This is a genomic window from Trichlorobacter sp. (genome assembly GCF_034008105.1).
Taxonomy (GTDB): Bacteria; Desulfobacterota; Desulfuromonadia; order Geobacterales; family Pseudopelobacteraceae; genus Trichlorobacter.
Map to the genome: position 1 here is coordinate 27,682 of NZ_JAVEPN010000005.1, position 19,738 is coordinate 47,419.

A 19,738-nucleotide genomic window follows, 5' to 3' on the forward strand; every position below is an offset into this window, starting at 1 on the left:
AACACGGTGATGGAGACGGCGATACCCGGTGGGGTACCGTCGTTTAATCGGCATAGACATTAGACCAGGCCAGCAGCAGGTCGTCGCGAAGCTCGTGCTGGTCCGGGTAGAGCGCAGCCAGTCGTTGCAGACGCGCCAAATCGTCATCACTAAACTGGTTCAACTGGCCCTGGGCCAGCAGCTGCAGCTTGGGCTCTAGCAGCTGCAGTTCAGCCGTTGCCAGCTGGATGCGCTGCAGCGCCTGGGCCGTTTTGGTTTTTGCACTCGGGTCATCGTCTTTGAGCTCCGGGTAGGTACCCTTGATCTGCTGGTACATGGCGGTGTAGGCGGTATACTGGAGCCCGAGGTTATTCTTGTAGTAGCCAAAGGCGCTGATGATCATCTTGACCCGTGACGTCACCAGCACCAGGTTGTAGACGCCCCGAGCCCCCTTGAATTCCTCTTCAATGTTGGGTAAGGCCCGTGCGCCATTAACGATGGCGCAGCCGATCTTGACCAGGGCGGCGACGCTGAAATCAGCGCCAGCCACGGCAGCATCGTAAACACGGCTGGCCAGTTTGCCGTAATTCTGGCGCATGGTGGCCAGCTCTTCGCCTTTTTCCGACAGCTGGCGGTCCTGTTCGCTGACGTAGATTATCCCCCGACTTGTCTCTTGGGGAGGCTGCGACTGTTTGCGCTTGTTTGCGGCTGTTGTCTGCTTGGTGCCTCTGTGGTTGGTTCTTGCCCTGGCTGGCGCAGAGGCTGTCTTTTTGTTCTTGAGCGTGCTTGACGACGTTTTACGCCCCGAACGGTTGGAGTTATTGTCGTTAAGGGCATCGCGCAGGTCGCGCGGTGGACTGACCACCGGCTGTTGGTCATCAATCGGCACCTCTGACGCGATACCTGGAGTAGGCTGATCAGGCGAATAGGATGCCTTTTTGATGCGCGCCCCAAGGGCAGCTGAGGTGAGCGCCGGGTCGCGGCAGGCGGCCGGCTTGATATCACCTTCACGCGATGCGTGCACCCAGGCATCGCACTGCTTAAAGCCTTGCGCCAGCAGATCCAGATCCTGCTGGACCCTGACCATCTCCTCACGGTTGGCGGTGACGACGCCAAAGGCCATCAACGGGTTGCGGTAGACATGTTCGTCAATCAGGGCAGTGGTGGGTTGTCGACGGTGGAACGGAATTTCGCGGGCGATTACTCGCGGTGATTGGGTACGGAAAAAGAGCAGATCTTCGCGGCTGGCCTCTTTGCTGAGCATCTGCTCCCGTTCCTTGAGAAACAGGTACAGTGCGCTGGTGGGGCGGGGTAGGCCGGTTGTGGAATCGATCTCAAACGGTACGGCCACCCCCTGTGAGGCGCCCAGCAGTGACAGTCCCATTTTGAGCATACCGCTGCCGGACGGTGCGCCGTACAGTTTGTCGGGCCAGCTGTCCTGTTCGCTGATCGGCATCTCCAGCAATACCTGGTTGGAGAGTTTGATGGCCAGGGCTGCGCTTTCAAAGGAATCGACGGCGCCCATGACCGTCGGGTTCAGTGATTCAACACCGCATTCCAGGCCGGAGGTGGCTGTGGCGCACCCGCTGAGTTGGAGCGCCAGCAGCAGTCCGCACAGCAGTACAACAGTTTTTATGCAGAGCGTTGTCTGGTGTGCAGCCATAGCAAATCGTTCCTGCGACAGGTAGTTGGTGCCGTGCCCCAGCCATCCCGGCCGGGGCACGAGGGTTTTAATTACTTGAAGATAACCTTGTTGCCGTCAATCTGCGGGTTCCAGCGTTGCAGCTGCTGATCTTTCTCGAAGGTATCGAGCAGCAGGTCAACCAGATCGCTGATCTTGCCGACATAGTACAGATCAAGCACCAGATCGCCCTTGCCACGGCCTTTCTGGCTGACGTTCTTGAGTCCGGCGATCTCGTCGTTAAACAGCTTGATCAGTTTGCGTTCCAGCTTGTAGTTGCCCGCAGTGGGCATAACCACTTCATAGCGTGCGCCGCGCCGTTCCTGGGTGAGGGTCTTGGTGTTCAGGGCGGTGGTTACTTCCTTGGCAAACTGCTTGCCGCCATTGACGGCAGCAAGGCGTAGGGCCGCCTTGGGGGATTCGGTGGCCCGTACCCGCGCCAGGCCATCCACGTTGCCTTCCCACAGCAGGTCACGGCTGGCCAGGCTGACGGTCTTGCCGGTCATCAGGGCGTGGTAGGACTTCATGCTGCCGTCCTGGCTCACGTCCACATCCACCTTGCCCAGCACCAGCCATTCACCACGGTCGGCCAGTTTTTCGGCGATACTGTTGATATGCTTGACCATCTTGTTGTAATCGGCCTCTTCGGTCAGGGCCTGCTGTACCACCTCGTCGTCGGAGTCGATCACCGTGTACTCGGCCGCGGTCAGGCTGCGTCGCACCTCAGCCCGTACGTTGTCCAGCACGAAGGGCGCGTCGCCGGAATCCATCTTGCCGGGGATCAGCATCACCACAATGCGCCGTTCCTCATTCCTGCCGGTGACGGCGCCTTGGCGCTTCAGGTAGGCACGTACTGCCTCCTCGTTGATGGTGACCCTGATCTTGGCCTGCAGTTCCTTGCCGAAGAACCCGCTGACAGTGCTTTCCAGTATCTCCAGGTCGCGGATATACTGCTCGTCGCCGGTCAGGTTGAGGGTAGCGGCCCGGTCGGGATAGACATCCCGCAGGTAGTGTTCGAGGGCCTGTTCTCGGGCCCGCTGTTCAGCCTTTTTGCGGGCGGTATACTCGTCATCCTCCACCGCGACGGTAACCATTTCGGTGTAGGTACGGACTTCGGCTGCCGCCAGCAGCGGCGCCAGTAGCAGGCCAAGGGCAAACAACACCAGCACTATGCGTTTCATCATACCCTCCTTGGTTGCATCTTCGATCGCTTACAGCAGTTTCCAGGTGCTGCGTGCGCCTTCAGCTCTGACTTTTTTAAGGACCCAGCCCAGCTCCCTGGCGGTTCGCAGCACATCGCGGTCCAGCCGGTCCCGCTTGCCCTTGTAGCGGGCCTCGAAGGTGGTGATACCGCCGCCGGATTCAACCTCACGGGCCTGGCTGGCCAGGGGGAACTTCTCGAACATCTCGGTGAACTGGGCGATCAGCTCCGGGTCGTCCAGTCCGTCGATGACGATGGTGTAGAAGGCGCCGTTCTGCTGCATGTCCATCCATTCCTGCTGCAGCACGTCGATCATCGGGGTGACGATCTTCTTGCCGCCTTCGCGGCCTGCTTTTTCAAGGGCCTGGTCAACGGTCTGGCCCATGCCGCTTTGCTCGATCTTCTTGCTGGTGATGACCTGGGCACGGGTATTGTCGATCAGCTGGGTCTTGATGTTGAGCAGTACGCTCTTGCCCACGGCGCCCTCGCGGACCACGCCGCTGACGTTGTAATAAAGGGTGTACTCGGCATGGTACTTGCGCCCGTAGGCTGCTGCCTTGTTCAGGTCAACGTCGACCGCGTGGGTGTCGCTCACCTGTCTGCCGAACTGCTCGGCAGCGGCCTTGTCCACCACCCGGAACTGCTGATCGGTCAGGGACTCAACGATGCCGTTGTAGACCTCTTCCGTAAACTCCTTGTCGCTGAAGATACGGTCTTTGTCCTTGGTGCTGAATGCCACCAGGATGCGCGGGTTGTTGACTGCCGTACTGGCCCCGAGGATTTTCAGCACATCGGCCATATCTTCCTTCAGGACCCTGGTGTCCACCAGGGCGGAAACGGTAAGCGCCACCCCTTCGTCGGTCTTCTGCTCTCTGAGGATCTTGTAGCTTTTGACATAGCCCTTGCTGCGGGAATATATCTTGTCATCCACCAGGGCTGAATCAACCACGGTGGTTTCAGACTTGATCAGGGTGCCGACCCCCTGTTCGACCGCCTGGCGCAACGCTGCGGACAGGGCGTGCTCCTTGCTGTCTCCCTCGCCGGTGACCGTGATCGGGTTGGCGGTTGCCGTGGTGACCGCCATCAGCAGCAGGCCTGCTGCCAGTACCAGTATTCGTTGCATGTTCGAACCTCCCTGTCTGTCGGGTTTGTCGTTAGTGGTCTACAACCGTCAGTGACCGCAGTCTGGAACTGGCGGGGGATCGTTGTCTTTAAATCGAGTCTTCATGACGGTCAGAGCCAGATTGCAGAGTAATGGGGTAATGTTTGCCAAGATTAAAGGGATATCGCCAATCAGCATACCGTAGATCAGCCACAATGCAACCCCCACCGAGAGCAGCAACGGCTGCCAGATAGAGAGATCACGGGCATGGCGGCTGCGCCAGGTCTTGACCACCTGCGGCACGCTGGCAATGCTGGTCAAAAGTCCCGCTATCAGGCCGATCCAGGTGGCGCTCACAACGATTTCTTTCGGCCGTCAAAGCCTCCGGCTGCCCAATCAATCTGGGAGAGCATGCCGCGCAGCATGGAAACCTCGTGGCTGTCGAGGCCGGCCCGAAAGAATATCCTGCGCAGATAGCGCATCATATGGGCCGGATTTTGAGGGTTAAGGAAACCGATGCGCGCCAGTGTACCTTCAAGGTGGGTGAAAAAGGCTTCCTGCTCTCCTGAGGGGGCGGTTTCGCGATGCTGGCAGGCAGGGCCGTGATCGGCAACGCCAAAAAGTTCGTAACAGAAGATCAATACCGCCTGGGCCAGGTTAAGAGAACCGCAGTCGTCATTGGAGGGGATGGTGGCTTGGAGGGTACACAGCGAGAGTTCTTCGGTCGAGAGGCCATGGTCTTCGCGCCCGAAGACCAGCGCAGCGATGCCGTCGCCGCGCTGCTGCAGCGTGGTGGCCACCTGGGGCGGCGTCAGCAGCTCCTGGCGATACTTGCCGGTGCGGCGGGTGGTGCCGACGGAAATGGTGGTGTCGGCCAGGGCCGCTGCCAGGGTTGGGTAGCACTCAGCACGGTCGAGTAGATCACGGGCGGAAACAGCGAACATAATGGCATCGGGATGCTGGTGGTCGCAGCCGGCCACCAGTCGCAGGCGGGTCAGCCCCATATTTTTCATGGCGCGGCAGACCATGCCGATATTGCCGGGCGATTGTGGTTCCACCAGCACCACCACGATAGTGTCAAACAGCGTGTTCATCGATTGCTCCTGCGGCAGTACGCAGATCCTAGACAGAAAGCCGACCGGCAATCTCGGACTGCATCAGATCGACCATCTCATCTATCTTGGCCTCGGGGTCGATGGTCAGACCTTCCTTGGCAACATCGGCAAGCAACGCCGCTGTTTTGCCAGCGTCAAGCAGTACCGTGCTGCCTCCTGCCGCTGTCAGCAGGCGTTCCAGCATTGGGGACCCCTGTCGGCTCAGGTAGGCAAGCGCGATCTCGCTCAGGTCATCAACCATCTCCTGCAACGGCGCCTGGTGGTCTGTGCTTTCCTCGGCAGGGGGAGCGGCGACCGCGGGAGTCGGTTGGGTTGCGGTCCGTTTCTGGGCGGAGTCCCAGAGGCGATCGATGTTCACCATCTCCAGCAGGTTGTGCAGCATCAGATCGGTTACGGGGGGACTGCTGCGAATCTCGATCGTGGCGCCGGGCAGGGCCGCAACTCGTTGCGATTCCAGGGCTGAGGTCTCCACCTCACGGGCTCCGTCATGGTAAAAACCGATCGGTAGGCTCTGTTTGTAGAAAATCATGGCGCTGCGTTCAGCGGCTGCAAACAGCACGGTGCCGTTCAGGGTCTGCAGCTTCATCCGCTCCAGCACCGCCTTGAGGTCGACCGTGCGCACCTCCTGGGGCTGCAGGACCTGCTCGCCATGCAGCAGTGCGTGGGTGCACATCACGACATCGGTCGTCATGCGGTAGATGTTGAACACTCCCTCGTGGCGCAGTGCCAGTTCACACAGGGCCGCAATGCCGTCAAAGCCGGTTTTGCGTCGCTGTCCCTCCAGCAGCAGGATGCTGATCAGGGACCCTTTTGCAAAGAGTGCATAGGCTTCTGCCGTTGGCGACAGATAGCTGAGGTAGCCGGTAAAGCCGCCGCTGGCCATCTTGTTCAGCATGTCAGGTAGTTTTGCCTGGTTGGTTGGAATCTTTTCGTAGAGCGGGTTGGACCGCGGCAGGATCAACATGGTTACTGCCATCCTCCTGAATTGTACATAAGCTGCGCAGTCACGATGCAGGCTATTGAGTACTGTATTTCGCAGGGCATGTCAAAGGGTTTGCCCAGTCGTAGCAGAGCGTATAACGCAGCGTGTAAACTTGACAATAACCATGTATTAAATTATTTTATGACTCTTTGCGTGATAAGCGGGCGGGTGCGACAGCCCCCTTGCTATCCGCGCATTGTCGGGAGTGTCTGTGAGCAAAAAAGAAAAATTGCTGGCCGAGGCCCAGAAGCTTTTACAAAAAGGGCTGACGGACAAGGCGATCAAGATATATCAGGAGGCGCTGGCGCTTGATCCTCAGGATCAGCGGGTCCGTCAGCGCCTGGCTGAGCTGCTCATTCGCGTAAACCGGCTCGAGGACGCACGCACCGAGTTTCTTGCGGTGGGAAAGGCATTGGCCACTAACGGCTTTTACCTCAAGGCGATTGCCGTCTACAAGCAGATCGAAAAGCTGTTTCCCGATGATATAACGATTACCCTGACCCTGGCCTCGCTGAACGAGCAGCATGGTCTGGTGGCTCAGGCCATGGCCGAGTACAAAAAGGCCTTTGAGTACTTCGAACGTACTGAAAACATGGCCGAAGCGGTCACTGTCCTGCAGTCGATGCAGAAGACCGATCCCCAGAATGTCAATATTCGACTCAAGCTGGCCGAGGTGCTGCACCAGCTGGGCCGCCTTGATGAAGCCTACCAGGTGTTTACCGCGTTGGCCGGACTGGTGGCGGAACGTCGTGACGAAGCCTCATTCCGGCGGCTGGTGCAACGTGTCAGCCAGCTGTTTCCGGATAAGGGCGACGTGGCCCGTGTTGTGCTTGAGCAGCAGATTGATGAAGGCAACGGAGAACAGGCTGCTCAGCTGTTGCACTCCCTGCTGAAGTCTGACCCGCAACAACTGTGGGTTTGGAAATTACTGTTGCTGGCCTATGACCGTCTTGACAACAGCGGCAAGCTCAAGGCCACCTGTCAGCATTTTATCAAGTTTTTCCCCGCCGAACTGGCTCCCCGTGAGCAGTTAATCCGCTGCCAGCTGCTTGAGCAGGACGCTGAAGCCGTGGTGCTGCAGTTGGAAGCGGCTGAAAAGTCCTTTATTGCCGCCAACGCCGCTCCGCGCCTGAAAGAGCTGTATCTGGAGCTTGAAAAGCTGCTCCCGATCGATGTGCGTGTTATCAAAGGCTTGATTCGTGCCTGCCGGGCCTGTGGTGAACATGAGGCGGCCGACCAGTTCGCGGCAAAGATATCGTCACTGGCCTCGTTGTCTGGCTCTAAAAGACAGCAACCGGCGCAGCAGGAGCAGCCAGCGGCCGCACCGGCTGCAGAGCCGGAAGTCGAGTTTGATCTGCCGCTTGAGATGGAGCCGGAGGCTGTGCCTCAGCAGCCGCAAGCGACCGTGCCGCAGCCAGCTGCTCCGGAAACCGCAGAGCCGAAAGTGGCCCCGTCGCAGCCGGCCAATGAGCTTTACGAGATCGAGATCGAGCTGGACCTTGATGATGATGCGCCGGCCCCCCCTGCTTCAGCTGTGCAGACGGTCAGTACCGAAAACTGGTTTGATACGGTCAGCGATATCTTCGACAGTGTCGATACCGCGCCGGGCAAGGTCAAGTACGGAGCTGGCCTTGAAAGCGGCGACTCGCAGTCACACTATGACTTGGGCATGGCCTTTCGCGAGATGGGGCTCTTTGATGAGGCGCTCACCGAATTTCGGCAGGCGGCAGACGACCCAGCACGGCGGGTGGAGTGCCTGATCCAGCAGGGGGCCTGTCTGCGTGACAAGGGTGATTTTGCGCGGGCGGAAAGTGCATTGCAGTCGCTGCTGGCAGCGCCGGGGCTCTCATTGGAAGAGACCAGCGCCATCAAATACGAATTGGCGCTAACCTGTGAGGCCTGTGGTCGTGCCAGTGATGCCGCCCGGATGTACGGCGAGATAGAGGCTGCCAATCCTGCTTTTCGTGATGTGAAGACGCGCCTTCAGCAGGCGGGCGATGGTAGCGACGGGTTTGATTTTGATGAGGATGACCTGCTTGATTTCGAACTGAAATGATGTAACGGCCCAGCATCTGGTGCTTTGAAACGAAAAAAGGCCCCGTCACCGGTTGCGGTGGGCGGGGCATTTTGTTGTAACGGAGAGGCGTGGTTACTTGAGTAGACGGTACAGGAAGGCAAAGGTTCCAGATACCGCCATGGCTGCCAGCATACCGGCATAATCATACACCTGGCGGGCAAAGCTGATCCGTCGCCAGTAGTCTTCCGAGTCGTCCAGCTTGATGGCATGGTCGAATTCAAGTTCATCAAGATCAAGCTGAAAGGCGATGTTGCCCCATAGGCGGTCCCACTGGAAGACCTGCAGGTAGAGCTCCGAACCCTTCCAGAGGAAGATCAGCACAAACACCACGCCGAAGCAGATAAAGGCCTTGGCAATGGCCGAGTCCCTGATGGAGAAGTATATCTTGCGGATGATCTCCAGGTTCATCAGGGTCAGGAAGACCCAGATGGCATTTTCCACCATCTTGACATTGCGCACGGTGAACATGCTCGGTTCAGGGTTGATGCTCAGGAAGACCCATGACAGCAGCAACAGCAGCATGGTGCTCAGGTAGACCGTCTGTTTGCGGCCGGTGATCTCGAAGGTGCGGCAAAAGACGTAGTATTCAAGAAAACCGTGGGTGATCAACATGATGGCAACGGTGCCGGTGATATAGGTAAAGGTAGCCACAGTGGGGGTATAGAAGAGCTTGTTCAGCAGGTAGAACTGGCTGACCAGGATCAGGAAGAAGCCCATCGAGATACTGGTCCAGATCCGCGCGTTGCCGAGACTGAAGATAAAGCTGATCACACCGGCCAGGAGCCAGAAAACGAGCTGAATAAGGTAGATTGTGGGAATCCCTTGCAGTTGCTCCAGCACTAGTTCCATCATATCCCCCGTTGGTACAGAAACTGTAGTTCTAGGCCCGTGCTTGTGTCAGTAGGGCGTTGATCTTTTCTTTCATCTCGGTGATCTTTTTGACGTTAATCAGCAGTTTGGCCGCCTTTTCCAGGGCAGCCACAAACTGTTCCGAACGCTCTGGATCCTGCAGACACGTATTACCGCCTGCCGTCGTCAGTTCCTTGTCAATGATCCCGCGACCCACGGTGCCGACATACTCGACATAGACGTTGCGGATCTGGTTTTCCAGATCATTGAGCAGATTGAGGGACAGCATCCGGTCTTTCTCGGCCAGCTCGCGGTTCATGCGCTCCAACTCCGCCTGCTTGCGTGCCACGGCAGCATCCCAGATCTTGGCCACATTGATCACATCCAGCAAGTCGTGGGCCATCAGCTCATCTGCGCTGACGGAGGTGTACAGGTCGAGTTTGGCTTTCGGGTCCTGGGCTAGTTGATGGGACTCGCCCGGCGAGGAGTCGATGTCCTGCGAGCCATCATGGAAGAAGCCCAGCGGGTTGCCTTCCTTGTAAAAAATCATGGCTGACTTTTCATCGGTGTAGATACGCAGGCAACCGTTCATCCGTTCGTTCTTGATCCGCTCCAGCAGGTTCTTGATGTCGATCAGGACCAACTCCTGGGAGCGATAGAGCACCTCACCCTGCAGCAACGAGTTGACGCACATGGTGAGGTCCTTGGAAAGGCGATAGACGTCCATGGTGCCGGTGCCACTGTTTGCCATCTGTTCAGCCAGGGCGGTCATGGCTTCGAAGTCGCTTAATGGCTGTCCCTGTGTTGTTTTGTAAAAGGTGGTGATCAGCTTGCCTGCTTCAAAGACCAGGATGCCGGTCGCGCCGGGAAAGGTAAAACTGGCATAGCCGCTGAAGCTTCCGTTGGCCAGTTTGGTGACTACATCGGTCAGCTTCAGCTTGGTGACTGCCAGATTTTCAAAAAGGGGATTGCCCTTTGGGAGCTGAAACATGGAAGCGCCTCCTGCTTGGTATCAGTTGATGTTACCGTTGAGCACAACGTGGTAACAATAGAGCAGCACAGCGGTGCTGTCAAAAAAATATTTGGTATGGAGGAGGCGTAGCAAAGGCCTGCCGGGGACGGGGTAAGGGCCCCCGGCAGGTTGGAGGGATATCAGGCGCGTATTTGTTGGGCGTCGACAACGGCAATGGCGGCCATGTTGACGATTTCATTCACATCATCACCGCGTTGCAGGACGTGGACCGGTTTATTCATCCCCATCAGGATCGGTCCGATCGCCTCGGCGCCGCCCAGACGGGCCAGCAGCTTGTAGGCGATGTTGCCGGCATCCAGATCCGGGAAGATCAGGATATTGGCCGGGGAGCTCAGTTTTGAAAACGAGTAGTGGTCGAGCAGCTCCTGTACCACGGCGGTATCGGCCTGCATCTCGCCATCAACAATCAGATTTGGCGCCCGCTCCTTTACGATCTGGACGGCCTGGCGCACCTTTTCGGAGTGGGGGTGCTGCACCGAACCGAAGTTGGAGAAGGAGAGCATCGCTACCCGTGGCTCAACACCGAACACCTTGACGTTTTCGGCCGCCAGGATGGCGGTCTCTGCCAGCTCTTCGGGAGAGGGTTCGATCTCAACGGTGGTGTCAGCCAGGAAGTAGATGCCTTTCTTGAAGACCATCATATACATGCCATGCACCGAGGCAAGATTTTCACGTTTTCCAACAACCTCCAGTGCCGGTCTGATAGTGTCAGGGTAGTGGGCGTCGATGCCTGACAGCATGGCGTCGGCGTCTCCCATCCGTACCATCATGGCGCCGAAATGGTTGCGGGATTTGCGCCGCATGATACGGCGTGCCTCACTCTCGGTAATACCCTTGCGCTGCCGCAGGCGGTACAGCTCCTGCGAGTAGGGTTCCGTATATTTTGAGTTTTCGGTGTCGACGATCTGGATGTCATCCAGATTGAGTCCCAGTTCGTCGATTTTGTTGCGAATCTTGATACTATTGCCGATCAGGATCGGGGAGGCAATCCCCTCATCCACCAGCAGTTGGGCCGCGCGCAGAATCTTCTCGTTGTCCCCCTCGGGGAACACGATCCGTTTCGGGTCACTTTTGGCCTTGTTGATGATCATCCGCATGATCTCTTTCGACTTGCCCTGGGTCGATTCGAGGTGTTCGATGTATTTGGCCATGTCTGCGATCGGTTGGCGGGCAACGCCGGTGTCCATGGCGGCCTGGGCAATGGCCGGGGCCACATGCAGCAGCACCCGGGGGTCGAACGGCTTGGGGATGATGTAATCGCGACCAAAGGAAAATTTGACATTGCCGTAGGCCTTGCTGACCGAGTCGGGCACCTCTTCACGGGCCAGTTTTGCCAAGGCATGCACCGCTGCCAGCTTCATCTCTTCATTGATGCATTTTGCCCGCACATCGAGGGCGCCGCGGAAGATGAACGGAAAGCCCAGTACGTTGTTAACCTGGTTGGGGTAGTCGGAACGGCCGGTGGCAATGATCACGTCGCCACGGGCGGCCAGCGCCTCATCCGGGGTGATCTCCGGATCGGGATTGGCCATGGCGAAGATGATCGGGTTGGGTGCCATGCTGCGCACCATGTCAGGGGTGAAGGCCCCCTGGGCGGAGAGACCGAACAGTACGTCGGCCCCCTTGGCTGCCTCTTCCAGGGTGCGGAAGGGGGTGTCGGCGGCAAACAGGGCCTTATAAGGGTTCATGCCCTCGGTACGACCCTTGTAGATGACCCCTTTGGTGTCGCACATGATCATGTTGTTGGGCTTGACCCCCAGCGCAATCGCCAACTTGGCGCAGGAGTTGGCCGAGGCGCCGGCACCATTGACCACGATCCGGATATCCTCGATCTTTTTGCCGACCAGTTTCAGGGCATTGATCAGGGCAGCCGAGGAGATAATGGCGGTGCCATGCTGGTCGTCATGAAAGACTGGAATCTGCATGGTTTTTTTCAGCTCTTCCTCGATGTAGAAACACTCCGGCGCCTTGATATCCTCCAGGTTGATGCCGCCAAAGGTCGGTTCCAACAACTGGCAGGCCTTGATGATCTCATCCGGGTTTTCGGTGTTGAGCTCGATGTCGAAGACATCAATGTCGGCAAAACGCTTGAACAGAATCCCCTTGCCTTCCATGACCGGCTTGCTGGCCAGGGCGCCCAGGTTACCCAGGCCCAGTACGGCGGTGCCGTTGGAAATCACCGCCACCAGGTTGCCCTTGGCAGTATACTTGTAGACGTCATCGGGGTTTTTTTCGATTTCCAGGCAGGGATCGGCTACGCCGGGCGAGTAAGCCAGGGACAAATCTTCTGCGGTCAGGCAGGGCTTGGTGGAGACAACTTCGATTTTGCCCTTACGACCCATGGAATGGTATTCAAGTGCGCCTTTGGTCTTTGCCATCTGTTAGCTCGCCTCCAGAATTTAGTGCAGGTAAAAAACTTGTTGATTTAATCAAGAAAATTGCAGGTTTATTTAATAAAACTAAAGAACACTATGCCGATCATGTCTACCCTGTCAAGAGCAATCACTCGCTGGTAAAAAAATAGTCTCATTTAGGCCTCCGATGGTTGCGACTCTGCTGATGCTGGATTACAATTGCAGTTCACATCTGCTGGTTACGGGGAGACGTTTGGTGGCAGAGAAGTTACACAGCTTTATTGGTATTGATATAGGTGGCACTAATCTGCGTGGGGCTCTGATAAGCTCAGGCGGGGAGGTGTTACAGCGCTTCCGCATGCTCAGCATGATCCATGAAGGGCGTGAGCCGTTTTTAGATCGCCTGCAGCAGGGGGTGAGCGGTTTGATGGCAACGGCTGATGCCCATGGTCTATCGGTTGGTGGCGTGGGGGTCGGTGTGCCGGGCCTGATCGATCGTCATGGTGTGGTCCATTCGTCGGTCAATATGCCCGCTCTGGAAGGGTTGGGGCTGCGCGAGCAGTTGGAGAGCCAGCTGAAGCTTCCGGTGCGCTGCGCCAACGATGCCAATCTGATCGCCCTGGGAGAGGCTCGGTATGGCGCGGGGCAAGGACTTGATTCGATGATGGTCATCACCATCGGCACCGGTTTGGGAAGCGGCCTGATATTGAACCGCCGGTTGTGGGAGGGCAGCAACGGCTTTGCTGCGGAGTTCGGTCACGTGACCGTGGAACCTGAGGGCTTTCCCTGCCCCTGCGGTAACCGGGGCTGCCTGGAACAGTATGTGTCGGCCACAGCACTGCGTCGCCTGAGCGGCGGACTTGAGGCGGCCGAACTGGCGCAGTTGGCGCGGGAAGGCGATCATGATGCTCACCAGCTCTTTTGCCAGCTTGGCCGGCATCTGGGTATCGCTGTGGCCGGTCTGCTGAACGTGCTTAATCTGGATGGTATCGTGATTGGCGGTGGCGTCTCCGCCAGTTTTGACCTGTTTCAGGTGCCGCTGGTGGAGGAGTTGCAACGGCGCACCTTCGCTCAAATCCTTGCCGGGGTGGGTGTTCGGCAGGCTGCATTGGGAGATGACGCAGGCCTGCTGGGGGCAGCGCTGCTGGCTGGGGAGGCATGACTCAGGCAGACTTGTTTACATTCTGCTGAATGGTGATACCGTAACTTATGTAGGCTCTGCGTCATCTGTTGCAACGTCCGGTTGCATCCGGACATGAATTTTCGGTTGGTCAAAGGAGTGTCCTATGAAACGTGCATGGTTGTTTGTGATGGCTGTGCTGCTGGTGGCGGCAACCGGTTGTTCCCAAAAAGTGGCCCGCTGTACAGCACCGGAGGATAACCCTGCTCACCACTATCTGCGGGGGATGGAGGCGTTGGAGGCTGGTAAGCTTGAACTGGCCATGGAAAAGTTCGATCGCGCCGTGTACTGCGATGACGAATTTTCGGCAGCCTACGGAGGCAAGGCGATGGTGGCCGCCCTGCGTGCCAAGGGACTGAGCGACCCTCGCTATCGTGACGTCGAGGCCCGTCAGGCTCGCGAATTTCTTGAGCGGGCCGATGACCAGATCGACAATGACAACGACCGTTTCGAATTCTTGCTGGCCAGCCTGCGGGTGGCAACTGCCTTGAAAGGTCAGGGATGGCTTGAGTCTGCCGAGCAGTTCTACGCCAAGGCGCTCAAGGTGTCGGTGGATGAAAAGCTGTTGCCTTATTACCAGGGCAAGGAGGCGGCCTCTTATTTCATGGGCCTGGCCTACCTTGAGGCCTATACGTTCCGCAAGGCGGAGGACAAATTCCGTGAAACCCTTGATAGCCGCAAGATGGGCAAATGGAACGCCCCGGCTGATCAGGCCTGGAAAAAGACCTCAAAGATCCTGCGGGCCTTGGGGGGGATCACGGTGGGCGATGTGGGGCGCAAGATTGCCGTTAAGGACAGCGTCTCCCGGGGGGATCTGACCGCACTGTTGGTGGACGAGCTCAAGGTTGAGCAACTGTTTGCCGGCCGCATCCCGGCCAAGTCGCAACTGGCTGCCATGAAGGCCGAATTCACCCCCGCCGATGTCCTGACCCACCCCTTCCGTGATGAGGTGCTGACCACTATGAAGTGGAAGGTGCGCGGACTGGAGCCCAAATTCGACCAGACCACCAAGGCCTACCTGTTCAAGCCGGATGATAGTGTCACCCGGGGTGAAATGGCCTTTATTCTGGAGGATGTGCTGATCAAACTGACCGGCAATGAAAAACTGGCCACCGCCTTTTTCGGACAGGATCGTTCGCCGTTCCCGGATGTGAAGGCCACCTCGCCCTACTACAACGCTGTGCTGAACATGACCAGCCGTGGTATTATGGAAGGTGATCTTTCCGGTGAATTTCGTGTCGCCGAGCCGGTGGACGGCGCCGAGGCGATCCTGGCGATCCGGATGCTGCAGCAAAAGATCAATATCTACTAACTTGAGTGAAGACTACCGTAGCGTGAGGAGGCAGGTATGAAGATGAGACTGTTGCTGATGGGGCTGGCGTTGGTGGGTATGGCAGGCATGGCCCAGGCCGAAGAGGTGGACCTTAAGTACAAGGTTGCCCGCAAATATCTGATAGAGACCAAGCAGACCATTACGGTGACGACGGAACAGGCCTTCAAGCAGGATACTATCCTGGTGATGGGTGAAGGGGTCGGTAAAAAAGGGACCAGCGGCGCCCAGAAACGTCTGACCGCCATAACCGCCGCCAAGGTTAAGGCCCAGCGCGCCCTGGCCGAGTTGTTGCACGGCGTGGCCGTGGTCAGCGAAACCTCGGTGCTGGATTCCGAACTGGGCTCTGACGAGATCAAGACGGTAGTGGCCGGTTTTGTGCGTGGTTCGCAAGTGGTGGTGCAGGAGTGGAACCCGGCGGAGGAGACGGCACTGGTGATCCTCAAGGTGGGGATGACCGGTCCCAAGAGTTTTGCCAGCGTGATGTATGAGAAGATTCTGACCGAGCCCAAGATTGTGCAGCAGCTCGATACGCCCGCTTTCGTCCCCCCGGTTGAGGCGCCTGTTGCTGTTGCGCCGGAGTTGCCTTACGACGGCCTGATCATTGACGCCACCGCTTACGCCTTCCGGCCGGCCCTGATCAACCGGATCTTCAATCCCAAGGGTGAGGTGCTCTACGATCCGGCCAAGATCAGCCAGAAGGTGCTGGTGGAGCAGGGCTGCGGCGAGTACACCAACAGTGTCGACAAGGCGCGGGCTGCCTTGGGCAAGCGGGGCGTCAAGAACCCGTTGGTGGTGTTGGCCTCGGGTATCGTCAGCGCTTCAGACCTGCAGGTGTCAGAGGAGACCGCCCTGCAGATCTTTGCCGCCAATCAGGCCAATGGCTTCATGGCCGATGCACGGGTGGCCTTTGTGTTGAAGTAGTAAGCGTTTCCCTTTCTTCTCAACGGTTTCAAACAAGGCCCCGTGACGTCAGTTACGGGGCCTTTGCGTGGCTTGCAAAAGTTTCGGTCTGCCGTACACTTCTACTACGTCAGAGTTTGGGAGGTGTCCATGGATCGACGAACGTTTCTGAAAGGCACAGCCGCTAGCCTGGTAGCCGGCTCACTATTGGGCCGCCAGGCCCTGGCCGGAAGCGGCTCAACGGTGGCGGTGGCTGAGGGGGGTGACTATGCTGCCATCACCCGGCGGGCAGTGGCTGCCTTGGGTGGGATGGGTGCCTTTGTCAAGCGGGGTGACGTGGTGGTACTGAAGCCCAACATGGGCTGGGACCGCGCTCCTGAATTCGCCGCCAACACCCATCCACTGGTGGTACGGGCGCTGGCGGAAGAGTGCCTGGCTGCAGGTGCCAGACGGGTCAAGGTGTTTGACCATACCTGCAACGATCCCCGGCGTTGCTATATCAACAGCGGTATCCAGCTGGCGCTGAAGGGGATGAAAGGGGTCGAGGTCAAGCAGATCGAACCGGAGCGGTTCAGGAAGGTGCTGCTGAACGGGCAGTTTCTGAAAGAGTGGGAACTGTACGACGAGGCCCTGAACGCCAATGTCTTCATCAACGTGCCGATCGCCAAGCATCATGGACTCTCCCGGCTCACCTTGGGATTAAAGAACATCATGGGGGTGATGGGAGGCAACCGTGGTTACACCCATCGCAATCTGGAGGTTGCCCTGGCCGATGTCAACAGCGTGCTGAAGAGTCACCTGACCGTGATCGATGCCACCCGTATCCTTACTGCCCACGGCCCCCAGGGCGGTAGCTTGGCGGATGTACGGGTGCTCAATACCGTTGTTGCCTCCCGAGATATTGTGGCTGCCGACGCCTACGCCACCACCCTGTTCGGCATGCGACCGGCTGATATACCGACCACGGTGGCCGCTGCACGTCGGGGGCTGGGTGAGATGGATCTCCGGCGGGTACAGGTGATCAAGGCCTGAAGCAGGATTGCATGGTAGCGGGGAGGCGAGCCGATGTCCGACCTGAATGGCGTGATGATGCAGTATTTTCACTGGTACCTCCCGGCAGATGGTTCACTGTGGCGTGAGGTGGCGCAACGGGCCGATGAGTTGAGCCAGGCCGGGGTCACGGCGTTCTGGTTACCGCCTGCCTATAAGGGGATTGGTGGTGGCGTTGATGTCGGTTACGGGGTTTACGACCTGTATGACCTGGGAGAGTTTGATCAAAAGGGCTCGGTGCGGACCAAGTATGGCACCAGAGTCGAGTATCTGCAGGCCCTGCAGCGGCTGCGGCAGGCTGGGCTGCAGGTATATGCCGATGCCGTCTTGAACCACCGTATGGGGGGCGATCAGGTTGAGGTCTGCCGTGCCACCCCCTATGCACGGGGAGACCGCATCCATCCCAAAGGCGCGTCACGGGAGATTCAGGCCTACACCGGTTTCAGTTTTCCCGGGCGACAGGGACGCCACTCTCCGTTCCAGTGGCGCTGGCAGCATTTCGACGCCGTTGACTACGACCAGCTACATCCGGAGGAACGGGATACGGTCTACCTGTTGGATGGCAAACGTTTTGACGACGAGGTTTCACTGGAGTTCGGCAATTTTGCCTATCTGATGGGCTGCGATCTCGACTGCCAGCACCCCGAGGTGCGGGAGGAGCTGGCCCGCTGGGGGCGTTGGTATCTGGATACAACCGGTGTCGATGGTTTCCGGTTGGATGCCATCAAGCATATTGCGGCCTGGTTTTTTCCTGAATGGCTGGACCAGCTGGAGCAGCACGCCGGACGTGACCTGTTTGTTGTCGGTGAATACTGGGTCAACAGCCTGTCGACCCTGCTGTGGTACATCGATGACGTGGGTGGGCGGATGGCGGTCTTCGATGTGCCGCTGCACTACAATTTTCATCGCGCCAGCCGGGCCGGACATGAGTTTGACCTGCGACGTATTCTGGACGGCAGCGTGATGCGGGCCCGCCCCGGCCATGCCGTGACCTTTGTGGAGAACCACGATTCCCAGCCGTTGCAGGCGCTGGAGTCGGTGGTGGAACCCTGGTTCAAGCCCCTGGCCTACGCCCTGATACTGTTGCGGCAGGAGGGGTATCCCTGTCTGTTCTATGCGGATTACTACGGCGCCGAATATCAGGACCAGGGCCGCGACGGAAAACAGCATCGGATCGTGCTGTCTTCGCACCGCTTTCTCTTGGATCGTTTTCTGTCTGCACGGCGTAGTCATGCCTATGGACCGCAGTACGACTATTTTGATCACCCGGCCACCATCGGCTGGACACGGCTGGGAGATAATGAGCATCCTGGCGGGATGGCGGTGCTGATCAGCAATGGTGATGATGGCCGCAAGTGGATGGAGGTTGGGCAGCCGGGGACGGTCTATCGTGACGTGACCGGTCACATCAGCGCAGCGGTGATCACCAATCAACAGGGCTGGGGTGAGTTTCTGTGCAAAGGCTGTTCCGTGTCGGTCTGGCTGCCGCGGGAGGAGGACGTTCGTGAAGGCTAAGCCCGTTTTGATCCGGTTGGTGGTTCTCACTGCCCTGGGCGTGCTGCTGCTCGGCGCCGGTTGTTCCTCGTCGCCGCAGCTGACGCCGCTGACTCCCGATGCAGTAGTCGTGGCCTTTGGTGATAGCCTGACCGCCGGGACCGGGGCTGACCCGGACTCCAGCTATCCGGCGGTGCTGAGCCGGTTGATCGGCCGTCGGGTGGTTAATGCGGGGGTGCCGGGTGAGGTGACTGCGGCTGGCCTGGCGCGGCTGCCGCAGCTGCTGGAACAGGAACAGCCGGCACTGGTACTGCTGTGTCTCGGTGGTAACGATTTTTTGCAGCGGCTTGACCCTGCAAAGGCCGAACAGCATCTGCGCGCCATGGTGGGGCTGCTGCGTGAGCGGGGGATTGGGGTAGTGCTGATCGGTGTGCCACGCCTGGGGTTGGGGCTGGAGGTGCCGGGATGGTACGACGACATTGCCAGAGAGGCCGGTATTCCGTATGAGGGTAAGGTCCTAGTTCGTATCTTGGCGGATCGCTCACTTAAGTCGGATACGATCCATCCTAATGCTGCCGGCTACCAGCAGATGGCTGAGGCGTTGGCTGTGCGGCTCAGGAAGGCCGGTGCGTTGCCCTAGGGGAGCGTATCACGGAGCCACCATTGCACGGTTCTTGCCGGCCTGTTTGGCCTGATACAGGGCTTGGTCGGCGCGTTTGATCGACTCAAGGATGTTTTGGTCGGCCTGATATTCGCAAACGCCCAGGCTGGCAGTCAGTTTTATGCCGTGTCGATTGGCAGAAAAGACGGTCATGGCAATCGATTCACGAATCTTGTTGGCCACCGACAAGGCGCCCTCCAGCGGTGTTTCCGGCAGCAGCAGCAGAAACTCCTCGCCGCCCCAGCGGGCACAGATATCTTCACTGCGGACGCAGCTGCGCAGTACCCGGGCCACCTCAACCAGCAGATCGTCGCCGGTATTGTAGCCGTAGCGATCGTTTACCTGTTTGAAGTTGTCCAGGTCGGCCAGGACGATGGAGGTTGACCGTTGATGACGCTGGGCCCGGCTGAACTCCTGATCGATTTTTTCCATAATGGCTCGCCGGTTGGCCAGGCCGGTCATGGCATCGATCCGGGTGGCCAGGTCCAGTGAGCGGTTCATGTTACCCAGCTGTGTTTCAAGGCGGCTCTTTTCCTTGGCCAGCCGCTCGGCGCGTTGGGCCAGTGTGCGGTACAACTCGTGCAGCTGGCTCAACTCGGGCAGCAAGGGGTTGTCTTTGAAACGCTCATCTGCCATAAGTTGTTCAAAGCGAGTTGTTTCAAGGTCCTCAAGGCAACTCACGATTGCGCGATCGTTTCTGGTCATCTGATCAACTCCTTGACTGCTTACAATGCGCCCTATTGTACT

General features: G+C 58.3%; 17 protein-coding genes. 7 read left to right on the forward strand and 10 right to left on the reverse strand.

Features of this window, described 5'->3' with window-relative positions; genetic code table 11:
* Positions 1–43: 43 nt before the first annotated feature.
* The 6 genes from RBQ93_RS04110 to RBQ93_RS04135 form a co-directional block, all read right to left on the reverse strand.
* The gene (locus tag RBQ93_RS04110; protein ID WP_320370754.1) at positions 44–1,642 is read right to left on the reverse strand and encodes a hypothetical protein; all 1,599 of its coding nucleotides are present in this window, start codon (positions 1,640–1,642) and stop codon (positions 44–46) included.
* Positions 1,643–1,713: 71 nt separating this feature from the next.
* Positions 1,714–2,841 (reverse strand): hypothetical protein, encoded by a 1,128-nt coding sequence (locus RBQ93_RS04115; RefSeq protein ID WP_320370755.1) that lies wholly within the window; start codon positions 2,839–2,841, stop codon positions 1,714–1,716.
* Between the two features lie 30 nt (positions 2,842–2,871).
* The gene (locus RBQ93_RS04120) at positions 2,872–3,984 is read right to left on the reverse strand and encodes a hypothetical protein (RefSeq protein WP_320370756.1); all 1,113 of its coding nucleotides are present in this window, start codon (positions 3,982–3,984) and stop codon (positions 2,872–2,874) included.
* A 48-nt stretch (positions 3,985–4,032) separates the two neighbouring features.
* Positions 4,033–4,320 carry a SemiSWEET transporter gene (locus RBQ93_RS04125; protein WP_320370757.1) on the reverse strand — a complete coding sequence of 96 codons (288 nt, stop codon included), beginning with the start codon at positions 4,318–4,320 and terminating at the stop codon, positions 4,033–4,035.
* On the reverse strand, positions 4,317–5,057 hold the full coding sequence (locus RBQ93_RS04130; protein WP_320370758.1) for an RNA methyltransferase: 741 nt from the start codon (positions 5,055–5,057) through the stop codon (positions 4,317–4,319). The genes RBQ93_RS04125 and RBQ93_RS04130 overlap by 4 nt, the downstream gene beginning before the upstream one ends.
* A gap of 28 nt (positions 5,058–5,085) precedes the next feature.
* Positions 5,086–6,042 (reverse strand): GTPase-activating protein, encoded by a 957-nt coding sequence (locus tag RBQ93_RS04135; protein WP_320370759.1) that lies wholly within the window; start codon positions 6,040–6,042, stop codon positions 5,086–5,088.
* A 229-nt stretch (positions 6,043–6,271) separates the two neighbouring features.
* Here RBQ93_RS04135 and RBQ93_RS04140 point away from each other — a divergent pair, with 229 nt between their 5' ends.
* Positions 6,272–8,116 (forward strand): tetratricopeptide repeat protein, encoded by a 1,845-nt coding sequence (locus tag RBQ93_RS04140; RefSeq protein WP_320370760.1) that lies wholly within the window; start codon positions 6,272–6,274, stop codon positions 8,114–8,116.
* A gap of 93 nt (positions 8,117–8,209) precedes the next feature.
* On the opposite strand, the gene RBQ93_RS04145 is transcribed toward RBQ93_RS04140, so the two are convergent.
* From RBQ93_RS04145 to RBQ93_RS04155, 3 genes are all read right to left on the reverse strand, one after another.
* Complete coding sequence (locus tag RBQ93_RS04145; RefSeq protein ID WP_320370761.1) at positions 8,210–8,986, reverse strand: hypothetical protein; 777 nt, start codon at positions 8,984–8,986, stop codon at positions 8,210–8,212.
* 31 nt (positions 8,987–9,017) lie between these two features.
* On the reverse strand, positions 9,018–9,977 hold the full coding sequence (locus tag RBQ93_RS04150; RefSeq protein ID WP_320370762.1) for a GTPase-activating protein: 960 nt from the start codon (positions 9,975–9,977) through the stop codon (positions 9,018–9,020).
* A 161-nt stretch (positions 9,978–10,138) separates the two neighbouring features.
* A complete protein-coding gene (locus RBQ93_RS04155; RefSeq protein WP_320370763.1) occupies positions 10,139–12,397 on the reverse strand; it encodes an NADP-dependent malic enzyme in 2,259 nt (752 codons plus the stop codon).
* Positions 12,398–12,578: 181 nt separating this feature from the next.
* Here RBQ93_RS04155 and RBQ93_RS04160 point away from each other — a divergent pair, with 181 nt between their 5' ends.
* The 6 genes from RBQ93_RS04160 to RBQ93_RS04185 all read left to right on the forward strand — a co-directional run bounded on the left by RBQ93_RS04160 (position 12,579) and on the right by RBQ93_RS04185 (position 18,970).
* Positions 12,579–13,535, forward strand: a complete 957-nt coding sequence (locus RBQ93_RS04160; RefSeq protein WP_320370764.1) for an ROK family protein — start codon at positions 12,579–12,581, stop codon at positions 13,533–13,535.
* 124 nt (positions 13,536–13,659) lie between these two features.
* On the forward strand, positions 13,660–14,865 hold the full coding sequence (locus RBQ93_RS04165) for an S-layer homology domain-containing protein (protein ID WP_320370765.1): 1,206 nt from the start codon (positions 13,660–13,662) through the stop codon (positions 14,863–14,865).
* Between the two features lie 36 nt (positions 14,866–14,901).
* A complete protein-coding gene (locus RBQ93_RS04170) occupies positions 14,902–15,807 on the forward strand; it encodes a hypothetical protein (protein ID WP_320370766.1) in 906 nt (301 codons plus the stop codon).
* 129 nt (positions 15,808–15,936) lie between these two features.
* Complete coding sequence (locus tag RBQ93_RS04175; RefSeq protein ID WP_320370767.1) at positions 15,937–16,818, forward strand: DUF362 domain-containing protein; 882 nt, start codon at positions 15,937–15,939, stop codon at positions 16,816–16,818.
* Positions 16,819–16,851: 33 nt separating this feature from the next.
* Positions 16,852–18,351: an alpha-amylase gene (locus tag RBQ93_RS04180; RefSeq protein WP_320370768.1), complete on the forward strand. Its 1,500-nt coding sequence runs from the start codon at positions 16,852–16,854 to the stop codon at positions 18,349–18,351.
* Positions 18,341–18,970: an arylesterase gene (locus tag RBQ93_RS04185; RefSeq protein WP_320370769.1), complete on the forward strand. Its 630-nt coding sequence runs from the start codon at positions 18,341–18,343 to the stop codon at positions 18,968–18,970. Before RBQ93_RS04180 ends, RBQ93_RS04185 begins: the two co-directional genes overlap by 11 nt.
* Positions 18,971–18,979: 9 nt before the next feature.
* Here the strand turns inward: RBQ93_RS04185 and RBQ93_RS04190 are convergent, their stop codons facing one another.
* Positions 18,980–19,696, reverse strand: coding sequence for a GGDEF domain-containing protein (locus RBQ93_RS04190; protein WP_320370770.1), 717 nt, complete (start codon positions 19,694–19,696; stop codon positions 18,980–18,982).
* Between the last annotated feature and the right edge of the window lie 42 nt (positions 19,697–19,738).